We start from the raw sequence: 14220 nt of genomic DNA, 5'->3' as shown, positions 1-14220 counted from the left end.
AAGAGGCCCCGCCCGCCCCGCTGCGTGGGGGCCGAGCCGCGCCCCCCCCCCCCCCCCAGCGCCCCCCCCCCCCCCCCCCCCCGCCCCCCGGGCCTCTCGCGTGCGTGCGTCAGCGCGCGGCGGCGGGCGTCCAGCCCAGCGCCGGCGCGACGTGGCGCGCGACGTTCTCCAGCAGCCGGGCGTTGTACTCGACGCCGAGCATGTTCGGCACCGTGAGCAGCAGGGTGTCGGCCTCGCGGACGGCGGCGTCCTTGGCCAGCTCCTCGGCCACCTGGTCGGGCTCGCCGGCGTAGCTGCGGCCGAAGCGGGCGCGCACGCCCTCCAGCAGGCCGACCTGGTCCGACGAGCGGCGCTCGTCGCCGAAGTAGGCGCGGTCGAGGTCGGACACGATCGGGATCACGCTGCGGCTCACCGACACCCGCGGCGCGCGGTCCCACCCGGCCTCGGCCCAGGCGGCGCGGTAGCGGGCGATCTGCTCGGCCTGCAGCTCGTCGAAGGGCACGCCGGTGTCCTCAGACAGCAGCGTCGAGCTCATGAGGTTCAGCCCCTGGCGGGCGGCCCACTCCCCCGTCGCCCGGGTGCCGGCGCCCCACCAGATCCGGTCGGCCAGGCCCGGCGACTGCGGCTGGATCGCCAGCCGGCCGCGGGCGCCGCCGGTCATCCCGGGGTCGGCGTCGACGACGGTCGCGCCCCGGGTCGCGGCGAGGAACAGCGCCGTCTTCTCCCGCGCCAGGTCGGCGTCCGAGGACCCCTCCGGCGGGACGTAGCCGAACGCCTCCGAGCCGCGCAGCGCCGTCTCCGGCGACCCCCGGCTCACGCCGAGCTGCAGCCGGCCGCCGGCGAGCAGGTCGGTGGCCGCGGCCTCCTCGGCCATGTACAGCGGGTTCTCGTAGCGCATGTCGATGACGCCGGTGCCGAGCTCGATCCGCGAGGTCCGCGCGGCCATGGCGGCCAGCAGCGGGAACGGCGAGGCCAGCTGCCGCGCGAAGTGGTGCACCCGGACGAACGCGCCGTCCAGGCCGAGCTCCTCGGCGGCGACGGCGAGCTCGACGGTCTGCACCAGCGCGTCCCGCGCCGTGCGCACCTCCGAGCCGGGCAGCGGCTGCCAGTGACCGAACGACAGGAACCCGATGCGCTTGCCGACGTCCATGCCCGGCACAGCACGCGGGCCGGGCGCGGGATTCCCCGGCGGTCAGCGCGGCGGCAGCTGCTGGACCGCCCAGCCGTTCCCGTCCGGGTCGCTGAAGAACACGAACGACCCCCAGGGGAGGTGCTGGACCTCGCTGACCTCCACGCCGCGCCCGGTCAGCTCCTTGTGGGCCAGCTCGACGTCGGGGACGACGAGCTGCAGCCCCTGCGCCGCTCCGGGCGGCACGTCGAGCAGGCCGGTGCCGATCGCGATCGAGCACGCCGACCCCGGCGGGGTGAGCTGCACGAACCTGACCTCGTCGCTCACCCGGTGGTCGTGGTCGAGGTGGAACCCGGCGCCCTCGGTGTAGAAGGTGATCGCACGGTCGACGTCGCTGACCGGCACGGCGACCAGCTCGAGCTTCCAGTCCATGACGCGCTCCTCCGCTCGGGGCGCCCACCCTGCTCCCCGGAGCCGTGCGCGGGCACCCTCCCGGGCGCGGGCGGCGGAGACCCGGGGGTCCGGACACCGCGGACCCGGGTGGAGGCGCTGCTCACGGCGACGTCCCACGCGCACCGGACGACACGGCAGCCTCCCGCCGTGACGGAACGTGAGCGACCGACCACGACTCTCCGTGTGCGGGTTCCGCTGCTCCGGCCGTCCGGTCGGCCACCCTGTGCAGGTGACTCTCAGCGCCCCCCACGTGCCCCGGCCCCGGGCCGACCAGCCCGGCGAGCCGAGCGGTGCACCGGCGGGGACGAGGCTGCGGGCCATCGACACGCTGCTGGCCGACCGCGGCCAGGTGTTCCGCGCCCTGTTCCTCAACTCGCCGGTCCCCAAGGCCCTGGTCGGCCTCGACGGCCACCTGCTCGTCGTCAACGACGCGCTGTGCGCGCTGTCCGGCCGCGGCATCGACGACGTGGTGGGCCGCCACGTCGACCTGCTCGCCCACCCCGACGAGGCCCCGATCCCCGACGGCGACGGCGCTCCCGGCGTCGAGGCCGCCCTGGACCCGTGGCTGCGCCGGGACGGCGAGCGCCGCCTGCGCCGCGCCGACGGCACCGAGCTGTGGGTGCAGCAGTCGCACACCGTCGTCCACCGGACCACCGGCGAGCCGCACTTCGTCGTCCTGTCGCTGGTCGACGTCACCGACCGGCGGCGCGCCGAGGAGGACCTGGTCCGCCGGGCCTTCACCGACCAGCTCACCGGGCTGCCCAACCGCCGTGCGCTGACCGACCGGCTCGCCCACGCCCTCGCGCTGTCCCGCCGCCGCGGGCTGCAGGTGGGCCTGGTGCACCTGGACCTCGACCGGTTCCAGGCGGTCAACGACACCCTCGGCACCGAGGCCGGCGACCAGCTGCTCAGCCAGGTCGCCGACCGGCTGCGCTGGAGCACCCGCGTCGAGGACACCGCCGTCCGGCTCGGCGCCGACGAGTTCCTCATCCTCGCCGAGGACGTCGAGGACCTCGACGGGCTGCGGGCGCTGGCCGACCGGCTGCTGTCGGTGCTCGACGACCCCTTCCAGCTGGGCAACCGCGAGATCGTGCTGTCGGCGAGCGTCGGGCTGACCATGGGCTCCGACGTCGCCCCCGACGACCTGCTGCGCCAGGCGCACAGCGCGCTCACCCGCGCCAAGCGGGACGGCAGCCGGGCGCGGATCGAGGTGCACGACGGCGGCCTGACCGAGGACGAGGTCGACCTGCTGCAGCTGGAGACCGACCTGCGCCGGGCGCTGGACGGCGACGAGCTGCGGCTGTTCTACCAGCCGATCGTCTCCCTGGCCGACGAGACGCTGCTCGGCTACGAGGCGCTCATCCGCTGGCAGCACCCCACCCGCGGGCTGCTGCCGCCCGGCGCGTTCCTCGACGCCGCGGAGAACAACCGGCTCACCTCCCGCCTGGGCGCCTGGGTGCTGCGCCAGGCGTGCACCGACGCCGCCGGCTGGCCGGCCGGGCTGCGCGTGCACGTGAACGTCTCCGCCCGGCACCTGGCCGAGGAGGGCTTCAGCGACCTGGTCGCTGCCGCGCTGGAGGAGTCCGGTCTGCCGCCCGAGCGGCTGGAGCTGGAGATCACCGAGTCGACGGCGCTGTTCGCCGCCGAGGCCACGCTTCAGGCGGTGTCGGAGGTGACCGCGCGCGGCGTGACGCTGGCGCTCGACGACTTCGGCACCGGCTACTCGGCGATCACCGCACTGCACCGGCTGCCGATCCACACCGTGAAGATCGACCGGTCGTTCGTCGCCGACGTCGTCACCCGGCCCTCCACCGCCGCGCTGGTCCAGGGCCTGCTGCAGCTCGGGCAGGGCATGGGCCTGCAGGTGATCGCCGAGGGCATCGAGGACCTCGAGCAGGCCGAGTGGCTGCGCCGGCACGGCTGCGCGATGGCGCAGGGCTACGCGTTCGGCCGGCCCGCGCCGCTGCCCAGCCGCGCCGAGGCGCTGATGGCCGAGGTGCTCGTCGAGCAGGCCGCCGAGGAGGCCGCCGCCGTCCTCGAGGCGGTGACCGGCGAGCTGGAGGCGGTCACCGGCGAGCTGCCCCCGGTGCCGGACCCGGCCGGCGGCGACGGCGTCGACCTGTTCCCGCTGGAGGACGCCGAGGAGCCCCCGGCCTCCCGGCCGTTCCTCGTGGTCGTGGAGGACACCACCACCGACGACGAGCCCGAGGACGAGCCCGACGACGACGGGGACGCGGACCCCGCCTGAGCCCCCCGTGCCGGTCCGCGGAGGTGCACGGTGCACCTCCGCGGACGGGCACGCTCAGCCGCGCGGCAGCGCCAGCGGCACCGGCCGCTTCGGGGCGCGGCCGTCGCCGGAGGACCGGCCGCGCAGGCGGCGGGCGATCCACGGCGCGACGAACCCGCGCACCCACGCGGCCTCCTCGGCCAGGGCCGCACGCAGCGCCCGCGGCGGCGCCGGCGGCAGCGGGGTGCGCCACTCGCCGTCGCCGGGGACCGGGACGCCGAGCGCGTCGGCCGCGGCCAGCGCCATCCGCCGGTGTCCCTCGGCGGTGAGGTGGATGCGGTCGCTGTCCCACAGCCGCCAGTCCAGCAGCCAGTCCGCGCCCCACTGGTCGACGACGACGGCGCCGTGCCGGGCGGCGATCGACCACAGCGAGGCGTTGAACACCGCGACCCGGCCGCGGGTGCGCCGGATGATCGGCGTCAGCCGCGGGTCGACACCGGTGGCCAGCAGCACGTCGGCGCCGTCGGCGCGGAAGCCGGCCACCGCCTCCTCCAGCGCGGCGGCGAGCACGTCGGGGTCGGCGCCGGGGCGGAGCAGGTCGTTTCCGCCGGCCACCAGGCTCACCAGGTCCGGCCGCGCCGCACGGGCGACCGGCACCTGCTCGGTGAGCACCTGCGGGAGCAGCCGCCCGCGGACGGCGAGGTTGGCGTACTCGACGTCGGCGCCCGGCGAGGCCTCGGCCAGGTGCCCGGCGAGCCGGTCGGCCCAGCCGCGGTACTCGCCGGGGCGGGCCGGGTCGGGGTCGCTGAGCCCCTCGGTGAAGGAGTCGCCGAGGGCGACGTAGCGGCGCCAGGAGCTGCGGGACGGTGCGGGCACGGATCCACTGCAGCACGGTGAGCGAGCACACAGCGCGCCGGGACCCCGGCCGCGGCGACGATCTCGGGCATGCCGACCTCCGTCGCCGCCTCGCTCACCCTCTCCTCGGCCGGCCCGGCCACCGCGTTGCTGCAGGTGGCGGTGGCCGCGCCCGCCACCGAGACGCTGACCGTGCTGTGCGAGGGGCGCCCGCTGGAGGTCGAGGAGGTCCGGGTGGGCGAGGCGCGGGTGCACCGGGTCCGGCTGGAGGCGGGCACCACCGAGGTCACCTACACCGCGACCGCGGAGCGCGGCGGCCCGGGCCGGGCGGTGACGCCGGAGGCGTGGGCGGAGGCGATCCGGCCCAGCCGCTACTGCCCGTCCGACCAGCTCGAGGGGTTCGCCTCCGCCGAGTTCGACCGCTCGCTGCCCCGCGCCGAGCTGGTGGGCGCGGTGACCGACTGGGTGCACCGCCGGCTCGTCTACGCCGCGGGCGCCAGCCGCCCGGTGGACACCGCCGTCGACACGCTGCTGGCCGGGCGCGGCGTGTGCCGCGACTACGCGCACCTCACGGTCACCCTGCTGCGCGCGCTGGAGGTGCCGGCGCGGCTGGTCGCCGTCTACGCGCCGGGGCTGGACCCGATGGACTTCCACGCCGTCGCCGAGGCCGACGTGGACGGGACGTGGTGCGTGGTCGACGCGACGCGGCTGGCGCCGACGTCGTCGCTGGTGCGGATCTGCTCGGGCCGCGACGCCGCCGACACCGCCTTCCTCACCACGCTCGGCGGGGCGCGGTTCCTCGGCATGACCGTCACCGCCGCCGTCGACGGCGACCTGCCCGCGCCGGACGGCGCGCCGTTCCCGCTGCCCTGAGCGCTCAGCCCTCCTCGGGCGCCTCGCGCAGCCGCTCGCGGAGGTCGCTCGGGAGCAGCTCGACCATCTCGGCGGGCAGGAACGGCAGGTCCAGCGGGAGCTCGGCCCGGCTGCGCTGCGCCGAGCGGGAGCCCTCGATCCGCACGAGCTGCCCGGCGCCGGGGCGGTAGGAGACGGTCACCTCGTCGCCGGGCTGCAGCCGGCCGCCGAGGACGCCGTCGAACTCCATCGCCGGCCGCCCGGCGCCGATGGTCAGCGCCAGGGTCTCCCGGGCGCCGAGCAGCACCGTGCGCGAGATGCCCCGCATCTCGGGCGCGCCACCGCGGTGACGCCGGTCAGGGACAGCCGGGCGACGTCGTCGCGGTCGGCCAGCAGCTGCACCCCGGCGCCGGCGGTCCACTCGGTGACCTGCCGGACCGCGGCGGAGGAGTCCCGCGTGGGGTGCAGGACCAGCCCGAGGCGCATCCCGGGGGCTCAGCCGCGCCAGGTCTCGAGCAGCCGCAGCCAGATCTCGCTGACCGTCGGGTAGGCCGGGACCGCGTGCCACAGCCGCGCGATCGGCACCTCCCCGACGACGGCGATCGTCGCCGCGTGCAGCAGCTCGGCCACCGCCGGGCCGACGAAGGTCATCCCGAGCAGCACCTCGCGCTCGGTGTCGACGACGGCGACCGCGGTCCCCTCGTAGCCGTCGGCGAACAGCGCCGCCCCCGAGACCGAGCCGATCGGGTACTCGACGACGCGGTGCGGCAGGCCCCGCTCCTCCGCCTGGGCGCTGGTCAGGCCGACGCTGGCCACCTGCGGGTCGGTGAACACGACCGAGGGCGTGGCGGCGCGGTCGGCGGTGGCGGTGTGCGGCGACCAGTCGTCCCCGCGCACCTCCTCACCGCGGGCCCGCGCGACGATCGCCGCGCCGGCCTGGCGGGCCTGGTACTTGCCCATGTGGGTGAGCTGCCGGCGGCCGTTGACGTCGCCGACGCCGTAGAGCCAGGGCAGCCCGCGCACCTGCAGCGTGTCGTCGACGTCGAGGTACTCCCCCGGCTCCAGCCCGACGCTGTCCACGCCGATCGCAGTCGTCCGCGCCCGCCGCCCGACGGCCACGAGCACCTCGTCGCCGCGGACCTCGCCCTCGGCGGTCGTGAGGACCACCTCGTCGTGCTCGCGGCGGGCCGCGCGGACCTCGGCGCCGAGCCGGACGTCGACGCCGCGGTCGCGCAGCGAGGCGAGCACGGCGTCCCCGGCCTGCGGCTCGGCGCCGGGCAGCAGCCGGTCGCCCTGCTGGAGGAGCGTCACCCGCGAGCCGAGGGCGTGCCAGGCGGAGGACATCTCGCAGCCGACGTAGCCGCCGCCGACCACCAGCAGCCGGCGCGGGGGCTCCTTGGCGCTCGTGGCCTCGCGCGGGCTCCACGGCTCGACGTCGGCCAGGCCCTCGACCGGCGGCACCGCCGGCTCCGACCCGGTGCAGACGGCGACCGCGTGCCGCGCGGTCAGCCGGGTCTCCCCGCCGTCGGGCCGGGTCACGACGACGGTGCGCTCGCCCTCGAGCCGGGCGGTGCCGCGGACGAGGTCGATGCCGGCGCCCTCGACCCAGCGCACCTGGCCGGCGTCGTCCCAGTGGCCGGCGAAGGAGTCGCGCCGCTCGAGGGTGGCGGTGACGTCCTGCTCGCCGGTCACCGCGGCCGCGGCGCCCCTGACCGCGCGGGCCTCCTCGATCGCCTCGGTGCCGCGCAGCAGCGCCTTGCTCGGCATGCACGCGTAGTACGAGCACTCCCCGCCGACGAGGTGCTCCTCGACGAGCACCGCGGACAGCCCGCCCCGCACGACGACGTCGGCGACGTTCTCCCCGGTCGAGCCGGCTCCCATCACGACGACGTCGTACTCGCCGGTCCGCGTACCGTCCATGCGCTCATCGTGACGGCCCGACGGGAGGCGGGCGCGCCGACCACCTGGCGGCGCGACGGAACCGGTCCTCACCAGGACCCGTGTCGGGCATGCTGCGCGGTGACCTGGACCACAGCGCTGGGGGGTCCCATGCCCGTCGTCCCGATGAAGGAGATGCTCGACCGGGCGCTGGCCGACCGGTACGGCGTGGCCGCCTTCAACGTCGTCAACGACCTGACCATCGAGGCCGTGCTCGCGGCCGCGGTCGAGGAACGGGCCCCGGTCATCCTGCAGACCTCGGTGAAGACGGTCCGTCAGTACGGCCGCGACCAGCTCTTCGGCGTCGTCACGGCACTGGTGCGGGAGGTGCCGGTGCCGGTCACCCTGCACCTGGACCACTGCCCCGACCGGTCGGTGATCAGCGACTGCCTCGCCGGCGGGTGGAACTCGGTGCTGTTCGACGCGCACGAGCTCGACGTGGCCGAGAACCTGCGCCAGACCCAGGAGGTCGTCGCCGAGGCGCGCCGCCACGGCGCGCACGTCGAGGGGGAGATCGAGGGCATCCAGGGCGTCGAGGACGACGTCGGCTCCGACGAGGCGTCGGTGCTGCTGGGCCTCGAGGTGGCCGTCGACTTCATCAAGCGGACCGAGGTCGACTGCTTCGCGCCCGCCATCGGCAACGCGCACGGCCAGTACCGGGGGACGCCGACGCTGGACCACCAGCGGGTCAGCGACCTGGTCGCGGCCACCGGCGTGCCGATGGCGCTGCACGGCGGCACCGGCCTGACCGACGAGCAGTTCACCGACCTCATCGCCCGCGGCTGCGCCAAGGTCAACATCTCCACGGCGCTCAAGGAGGCCTTCATGCGGTCGGGCCTGGAGCACCTGGAGGAGGCCCGGGCCAGGGACCGGTGGGACCCGCCCTCGCTGTTCCGCCACCAGCGGGCCGCGGTCGTGGAGATGGCCCGGCGCCACATCCGGCTCTTCGGCGGCGCGGGACGGGCCTGGTGAGGGAGGCACGGTGACCGCGCTCGTCTTCGACTGCGACGGCGTGCTGGCCGACACCGAGCGCCACGGCCACCTCCCGGCGTTCAACGCCACCTTCGAGGAGTTCGGCCTGCCGGTCCGCTGGAGCGAGGACGAGTACGCGGAGAAGCTGCGCATCGGTGGCGGCAAGGAGCGCATGGCCAGCCTCTTCCACGACCCGGACCTCGTGCGGCAGGCCGGCATCCCCGACGACGACGCCGAGCGCGCGGACCTGCTGGCCCGCTGGCACAGGGCCAAGACGGCGCGGTTCAGGGAGCTCGTCGCCGCGGGCGCACTGCCCCCGCGGCCCGGCATCCGCCGCATCGTCCACGGCGCGCTCGACGCCGGCTGGACCGTCGCGGTGGCCTCGACCTCCGCCGAGGAGTCGGTGCGCGCGGTGCTGGTCCACGCCGTCGGCGCCGAGGCGGCCGCCCGCATCCCGCTGTTCGCCGGCGACGTCGTCCCGGCCAAGAAGCCCGATCCGGCGATCTACGCCCTCACCGTCGAGCGACTCGCGCTCGACCCGGCCGACACCCTGGTCGTCGAGGACTCGCGCAACGGGCTGCTGGCCGCCACCGGTGCCGGGCTGCGCTGCCTGGTCACGGTCAACGGCTACACCCGGGACGAGGACTTCTCGGAGGCGGTGCTGGTCGTCTCCGAGCTCGGTGACCCCGGCCGGCCTCCGGTCGAGGTGCTCGCCAACCGCGGCGCGGCACGGCCCCGGCAGATGGTGACGCTCGACGACCTGCGGGCGTGCCTGGCCCCGGAGCCGGTCCCGGCCGGCTCCGGCCCGGCCTCCGGAGGGGTGCAGGACCCGGTCGAGGGTCCGGCGGACAGGCCGGCAGAGGGAGGAACGGCGTGAGCGGTGCACAGCAGCGGGTGGAACTCGTCGTCCGGACCATCGCCGAGACGGCGATCGAGAACGAGCGGTACTTCGGCGACCTGGACGCCGTCGTCGGTGACGGCGACTTCGGCTACTCCCTCGCCCGCGGCTTCGAGAAGCTGCTGGGGGGCTGGTCCGACCTCGACCGCAGCGACCCGGGCACGTTCCTCAAGAAGTCGGGCATGGTCATCAGCTCCCGCATCGGCGGCACGTCCGGCCCCATCTGGGGGACGGCGTTCATGCGGGCCGGGATGCAGGCCGGCGGCACCGACGAGCTCTCCGGCGACCAGGTCGTGGCGATGCTGCGGGCGGCCATCGACGGCATCAAGGCCCGCGGGCAGTCCGACGTCGGCGACAAGACCCTGATCGACGCCCTGGTGCCCTACACCGACCGGCTGGAGCAGGAACTGCACGGCGGCTCGGACGTCCCCACCGCGCTGGCCGCCGCCGCCGGGGCCGCCCGCGACGCGGCCGAGGCCACGAAGGACATGGTCGCCCAGCGGGGGCGCGCGGCCTACACCGGCGAGCGCAGCAGGGGTTCGGTCGACGCCGGGGCGATGGCGGTGGCCGTGATCACCGACCGGGTCAGCCAGGCCTGGCAGACACAGGGAGCGTCCTCGTGAAGAAGTTCGTCAACGACCCGAAGGACTACGTCCGCGAGATGCTCGAGGGGATCGCCCGTGCGAACCCCGACACGCTCCGGTACGTCCCGGACTACAACCTGATCATGCGCGCGGACGCGCCCCGGGACGACAAGGTCTCGATCGTCCAGGGGTCCGGCTCCGGTCACGAGCCGGCGCACGTCATGGTCGTCGGCAGGGGGATGCTCGACGGCGCCTGCCCCGGCGACGTGTTCGCGGCCCCGCCGATGGACTACGTCTACGAGACGACCAAGCTCCTGGCCTCCCCGAAGGGCGTGCTGCTGCTGGTGAACAACTACACCGGCGACCGGATGGCCTTCGACATGGGCCGGGAGATGGCCGAGTCCGAGGGGATCCGGGTCCGGGTGCTCACCATCGACGACGACGTCGCGGTCAAGGACTCCACGTTCACCGTCGGCCGCCGCGGCGTGGCCGGGAACTTCTTCGTCATGAAGGCCGTGGGTGCCGCCGCGGAGGAGGGCGCCGACCTCGACGAGCTGGTACGGGTCGGGGAGAAGGTCAACTCCGTCACCCGCACCATGGGGGTGGCGCTCACCGCCTGCACGCCGCCGGCCAAGGGCTCGCCCCTGTTCGACCTCGGCCCCGACAAGATGGAGATGGGCGTCGGCATCCACGGCGAGCCCGGCCGGGAACGCCGCGAGCTGGTCCGCGCCGACGAGATCACCGACCAGTTGCTGGAGCCCGTCGTCTCCGACCTGCCCTACGTCTCCGGCGACCGGGTCGCGCTCATGGTCAACGGGCTGGGCGGCACGCCGATCAGCGAGCTGTACATCCTCTTCCGCCGCGCGCACGAGCAGCTCGAGCGGCGCGGGATCACCGTGGCGCGCAGCTACGTCAACGAGTACTGCACCTCGCTCGACATGGCCGGCGCCTCCCTGACCCTCGTCCGGCTCGACGAGGAGGTCGAGCGCCTGCTGGCGGCGCCCGCCGAGGTCGCCGTCCGGGTCTTCTGACGGAGGACCACCCTTCCCCCACGCCTCGCAGGCTCGGCGTGGGCTCCTGGAGGGTGGCCGTTCCGGCACCTCCCCTGACCGGCTGTGGTCGACTGGCCGCCATGCCGGTGTCACCCTCCGAGTTCAGCGCCGCCCTGCGGCAGTACGCCGCAGGGGTGGCGCTGCTGACCGTCCGGGACGACATCGACGACGTCGGGACGACGGTCACCTCGGTGATGAGCGTGTCGGCCGACCCGCCGCTGGTCGCCGTCGGGCTGACCGCCGACGGGTACCCGGCCGAGGTGCTGGAGGCCGTGGGCACCTGCGGGCTCACCGTGCTCGCCGCCGGGCAGGCGATCCTCGCCAGCCGGTTCTCCTCCGCCGGGCGGCCCTCGGCGCGGCACCTGCTCGAGTCGGTGCCGTGGTCGCGGGCGGCCGGCAGCGGCGCGATCGTGCTCGACGGCGGCGTCGTCGCGCTGGACTGCCGGCTCGACCGGCTGGTGCCGGCCGGGGACCACGTGCTGGCGCTGCTCGCCGTCGAGGACGTGCCCGTGCTGCGCGAGGACGCCGCACCCCTGCTCCGGCTGCGCGGCCGCTACGTCGACGCCCCCGGGACTCACTAGGGCCCGGCGGCCGGACCGGGTCTAGTTTCGGGGGCGATGAGCGAGCCCCAGACCCCCGTGCCGTCCGCGCTGCGCCGCGCCCTCGCCCGCGCCGAGCGGGGCGTGACCCTCGACGCCGGCGAGGCCGAGACCCTGCTGTCGGCCCGCGGGCTCGGCGACGGCGAGCCGCTGGACCGTCTGCTCACCGCCGCCTCCCGGGTGCGCGACGCCGGCCTCGCCTCGGCCGGCCGCCCCGGCGTGGTCACCTACAGCCGCAAGGTGTTCATCCCGCTCACCCACCTGTGCCGCGACCGCTGCCACTACTGCACCTTCGTGACCACGCCCGGGCAGCTGCGGGCCCAGGGGAAGGCGCCGTTCCTCTCCCCCGACGAGGTGCTCGACGTCGCCCGGCAGGGCGCCGCGCTGGGCTGCAAGGAGGCGCTGTTCACCCTCGGCGACCGCCCCGAGGACCGCTGGCCGGTCGCCGCCGAGTGGCTGGAGGCGCACGGCTTCGACTCCACCCTGGCCTACCTGCGCGCGATGGCGGTCCGGGTGCTGGAGGAGACCGGGCTGCTGCCGCACCTCAACCCCGGGGTGATGACCTGGGAGGAGGTCCAGCGGCTCAAGCCGGTCGCGGCGTCGATGGGGATGATGCTCGAGACGACGGCAACCCGGCTGTGGTCCGAGCGCGGCGGCCCCCACTACGGCTCCCCCGACAAGGAGCCGGCGGTCCGGCTGCGGGTGCTCGAGGACGCCGGCCGCTCCGCCGTCCCGTTCACCACCGGCGTGCTGCTGGGCATCGGCGAGACGCCGGCCGAGCGGGTCGACGCCGTCCTGCAGATCCGCGCCGCGCACCAGCGGCACGGGCACGTGCAGGAGGTCATCGTCCAGAACTTCCGCGCCAAGCCGCGCACCGCGATGGCCGCGCACGACGACCTCGCACTGCAGGAGTACGTGGCCGCCGTCGCCGTCACCCGGCTGCTGCTCGGCCCGCGGGCGCGGGTGCAGGCGCCGCCGAACCTGTCCGACTCCACCGAGCTCGGGCTGCTGCTGCGGGCCGGCGTCGACGACTGGGGCGGGGTCTCCCCGCTCACCCCCGACCACGTCAACCCCGAGCGGCCCTGGCCCAACACCGACAAGCTCGCCGCGCTCACCGCCGAGGGCGGGTTCACCCTGCGCGAGCGGCTGGCCGCCCAGCCGCGCTACGTGCTCGAGCCCGAGCCGTGGCTCGACCCGCGGGTGCGCCCGCACGTGGCCGCGCTGGCCGGGCCGGACGGGCTCGCCGTCGAGGGCCGGATCCCGGCGGGGCTGCCGTGGCAGGAGCCCGACGAGGCGTGGGTGTCCTCCGGCCGCACCGACCTGCACGTCGAGGTGGACACCGTCGGCCGCACCGGCGACCGGCGCGGGGACTTCGACGCCGTCTACGGCGACTGGGCCGACCTCCGCGCGCGCACCGAGTCCGCCCGCGACGGCTCCTCCACCGCGCTCGCCGTCGGCGACCCCGAGGTGGCCGCCGCGCTGCGCGCCGCCGAGCGCGACCCCGCCGGCCTCACCGACGCGCAGTACCTCGCGCTGCTCGGCGCCGACGGTCCCGACCTCGAGGCGCTGTGCGCCCTGGTCGACGCCGTCCGCCGCGACGTCACCGGCGACGACGTCACCTACGTCGTCAACCGGAACGTCAACTTCACCAACGTCTGCTACACCGGCTGCCGGTTCTGCGCGTTCGCGCAGCGGCGCACCGACGCCGACGCCTACACGCTGTCGCTGTCCGAGGTGGGCGACCGGGTGGACCGCGCCTGGGCCGCCGGCGCCACCGAGATCTGCATGCAGGGCGGCATCCACCCCGACCTGCCCGGCTCGGCCTACCTCGACCTGATCGGTGAGGTGAAGCGCCGGCGGCCGGGAATCCACCTGCACGCGTTCAGCCCGATGGAGATCGTCAACGCCTCGGCGCGGACCGGGCTGTCGTTCGAGGACTTCCTGCTCGCCGCGAAGGAGGCCGGGCTCGACTCGGTCCCCGGCACGGCGGCGGAGATCCTCGACGACGACGTCCGCTGGGTGCTGACCAAGGGCAAGCTGCCCGCGGCGACCTGGCTGGAGATCATCGGCACCGCGCACCGGGTGGGCATCCCGACGACGTCGACGATGATGTACGGCCACGTCGACACCCCGGCGCACTGGGTGGCGCACCTGCGCACCATCGCCCGCCAGCAGGACGAGACCGGCGGGTTCACCGAGTTCGTGCTGCTGCCCTTCGTGCACCACAACGCGCCGATCTACCTCGCCGGTGTCGCCCGGCCGGGCCCGACGGTGCGGGAGAACCGGGCGGTGCACGCCGTCGCCCGGCTGCTGCTGCACGGCCGCATCCGCAACATCCAGACGTCGTGGGTGAAGCTCGGCGACGCCGGCACCCAGGCGGTGCTGCGGGGCGGCGCCAACGACCTCGGCGGCACGCTGATGGAGGAGACCATCAGCCGGATGGCCGGCAGCGAGAACGGCTCGCTGAAGACGATCGCCGAGCTGGAGGCGATGGCCGCGGCGATCGGCCGGCCCGCGCGGCAGCGCACCACCGACTACGGCACCCCGTCCGAGGAGCGGCTGCGCACCGCCCGCTCCGAGGCCGGCCGCCGCGCGCTGACCCTCTCGATCACCCCCGTCTGAGCCGCCGGGAGCGACCCCGTGGCTCGGGCGCGGCGGGCC

General features: G+C 75.6%; 13 protein-coding genes. 8 read left to right on the top strand and 5 right to left on the bottom strand.

The features are described 5' to 3' along the window. Positions 1 to 109: 109 nt before the first annotated feature. Entirely contained in the window at positions 110 to 1150 is a 1041-nt protein-coding gene (locus tag ACI8AR_RS11115; protein WP_457051080.1) for an LLM class flavin-dependent oxidoreductase, read from the bottom strand. 42 nt (positions 1151 to 1192) lie between these two features. After that, on the bottom strand, positions 1193 to 1561 hold the full coding sequence (locus ACI8AR_RS11110; protein WP_456927010.1) for a VOC family protein: 369 nt from the start codon (positions 1559 to 1561) through the stop codon (positions 1193 to 1195). A gap of 250 nt (positions 1562 to 1811) precedes the next feature. On the opposite strand from ACI8AR_RS11110, the gene ACI8AR_RS11105 reads away from it, so the two are divergent. Next, complete coding sequence (locus ACI8AR_RS11105) at positions 1812 to 3830, top strand: putative bifunctional diguanylate cyclase/phosphodiesterase (RefSeq protein ID WP_457051079.1); 2019 nt, start codon at positions 1812 to 1814, stop codon at positions 3828 to 3830. A gap of 54 nt (positions 3831 to 3884) precedes the next feature. Here the strand turns inward: ACI8AR_RS11105 and ACI8AR_RS11100 are convergent, their stop codons facing one another. Next, on the bottom strand, positions 3885 to 4685 hold the full coding sequence (locus ACI8AR_RS11100; protein WP_457051078.1) for an SGNH/GDSL hydrolase family protein: 801 nt from the start codon (positions 4683 to 4685) through the stop codon (positions 3885 to 3887). A 69-nt stretch (positions 4686 to 4754) separates the two neighbouring features. Between ACI8AR_RS11100 and ACI8AR_RS11095 the strand changes: the two genes are divergently transcribed. Further along, positions 4755 to 5537 carry a transglutaminase-like domain-containing protein gene (locus tag ACI8AR_RS11095; protein ID WP_457051077.1) on the top strand — a complete coding sequence of 261 codons (783 nt, stop codon included), beginning with the start codon at positions 4755 to 4757 and terminating at the stop codon, positions 5535 to 5537. Positions 5538 to 5541: 4 nt separating this feature from the next. Here ACI8AR_RS11095 and ACI8AR_RS11090 read toward each other — a convergent pair whose 3' ends face one another. Both ACI8AR_RS11090 and ACI8AR_RS11085 read right to left on the bottom strand, forming a co-directional pair. After that, entirely contained in the window at positions 5542 to 5844 is a 303-nt protein-coding gene (locus ACI8AR_RS11090) for a hypothetical protein (RefSeq protein WP_457051076.1), read from the bottom strand. A 167-nt stretch (positions 5845 to 6011) separates the two neighbouring features. After that, positions 6012 to 7436 carry a dihydrolipoyl dehydrogenase family protein gene (locus ACI8AR_RS11085; RefSeq protein WP_457051075.1) on the bottom strand — a complete coding sequence of 475 codons (1425 nt, stop codon included), beginning with the start codon at positions 7434 to 7436 and terminating at the stop codon, positions 6012 to 6014. A gap of 129 nt (positions 7437 to 7565) precedes the next feature. Between ACI8AR_RS11085 and ACI8AR_RS11080 the strand changes: the two genes are divergently transcribed. The 6 genes from ACI8AR_RS11080 (at position 7566) to ACI8AR_RS11055 (ending at position 14181) form a co-directional block, all read left to right on the top strand. Continuing rightward, positions 7566 to 8426, top strand: a complete 861-nt coding sequence (locus ACI8AR_RS11080) for a class II fructose-bisphosphate aldolase (protein WP_457051074.1) — start codon at positions 7566 to 7568, stop codon at positions 8424 to 8426. A 10-nt stretch (positions 8427 to 8436) separates the two neighbouring features. Next, on the top strand, positions 8437 to 9303 hold the full coding sequence (locus ACI8AR_RS11075) for an HAD-IA family hydrolase (protein ID WP_457051073.1): 867 nt from the start codon (positions 8437 to 8439) through the stop codon (positions 9301 to 9303). Beyond that, positions 9300 to 9947 carry a dihydroxyacetone kinase subunit DhaL gene (gene dhaL, locus ACI8AR_RS11070; protein WP_457051072.1) on the top strand — a complete coding sequence of 216 codons (648 nt, stop codon included), beginning with the start codon at positions 9300 to 9302 and terminating at the stop codon, positions 9945 to 9947. The genes ACI8AR_RS11075 and dhaL overlap by 4 nt, the downstream gene beginning before the upstream one ends. Then, a complete protein-coding gene (gene dhaK, locus ACI8AR_RS11065) occupies positions 9944 to 10939 on the top strand; it encodes a dihydroxyacetone kinase subunit DhaK (RefSeq protein ID WP_457051071.1) in 996 nt (331 codons plus the stop codon). Before dhaL ends, dhaK begins: the two co-directional genes overlap by 4 nt. A gap of 101 nt (positions 10940 to 11040) precedes the next feature. Continuing rightward, entirely contained in the window at positions 11041 to 11541 is a 501-nt protein-coding gene (locus tag ACI8AR_RS11060; RefSeq protein WP_457051070.1) for a flavin reductase family protein, read from the top strand. 36 nt (positions 11542 to 11577) lie between these two features. Continuing rightward, positions 11578 to 14181, top strand: a complete 2604-nt coding sequence (locus tag ACI8AR_RS11055; protein ID WP_457051069.1) for a bifunctional FO biosynthesis protein CofGH — start codon at positions 11578 to 11580, stop codon at positions 14179 to 14181. Positions 14182 to 14220: the final 39 nt, after the last annotated feature.

The organism is Geodermatophilus sp. SYSU D01036 (genome assembly GCF_054050435.1).
The sequence above is the reverse complement of the archived record's forward strand: the minus strand, read 5'-3'. Positions and strand labels throughout refer to the sequence as shown.

Bases quoted from the DNA above. Each gene is read 5' to 3' on its own strand.
- ACI8AR_RS11060 (WP_457051070.1), top strand. From the start codon at position 11,041: ATGCCGGTGTCACCCTCCGAGTTCAGCGCCGCCCTGCGGCAGTACGCC.
- ACI8AR_RS11055 (WP_457051069.1), top strand. From the start codon at position 11,578: ATGAGCGAGCCCCAGACCCCCGTGCCGTCCGCGCTGCGCCGCGCCCTC.
- ACI8AR_RS11085 (WP_457051075.1), bottom strand. From the start codon at position 7,436: ATGGACGGTACGCGGACCGGCGAGTACGACGTCGTCGTGATGGGAGCC.
- ACI8AR_RS11090 (WP_457051076.1), bottom strand. From the start codon at position 5,844: ATGCGGGGCATCTCGCGCACGGTGCTGCTCGGCGCCCGGGAGACCCTG.
- ACI8AR_RS11110 (WP_456927010.1), bottom strand. From the start codon at position 1,561: ATGGACTGGAAGCTCGAGCTGGTCGCCGTGCCGGTCAGCGACGTCGAC.
- ACI8AR_RS11095 (WP_457051077.1), top strand. From the start codon at position 4,755: ATGCCGACCTCCGTCGCCGCCTCGCTCACCCTCTCCTCGGCCGGCCCG.
- ACI8AR_RS11080 (WP_457051074.1), top strand. From the start codon at position 7,566: ATGCCCGTCGTCCCGATGAAGGAGATGCTCGACCGGGCGCTGGCCGAC.
- ACI8AR_RS11115 (WP_457051080.1), bottom strand. From the start codon at position 1,150: ATGGACGTCGGCAAGCGCATCGGGTTCCTGTCGTTCGGTCACTGGCAG.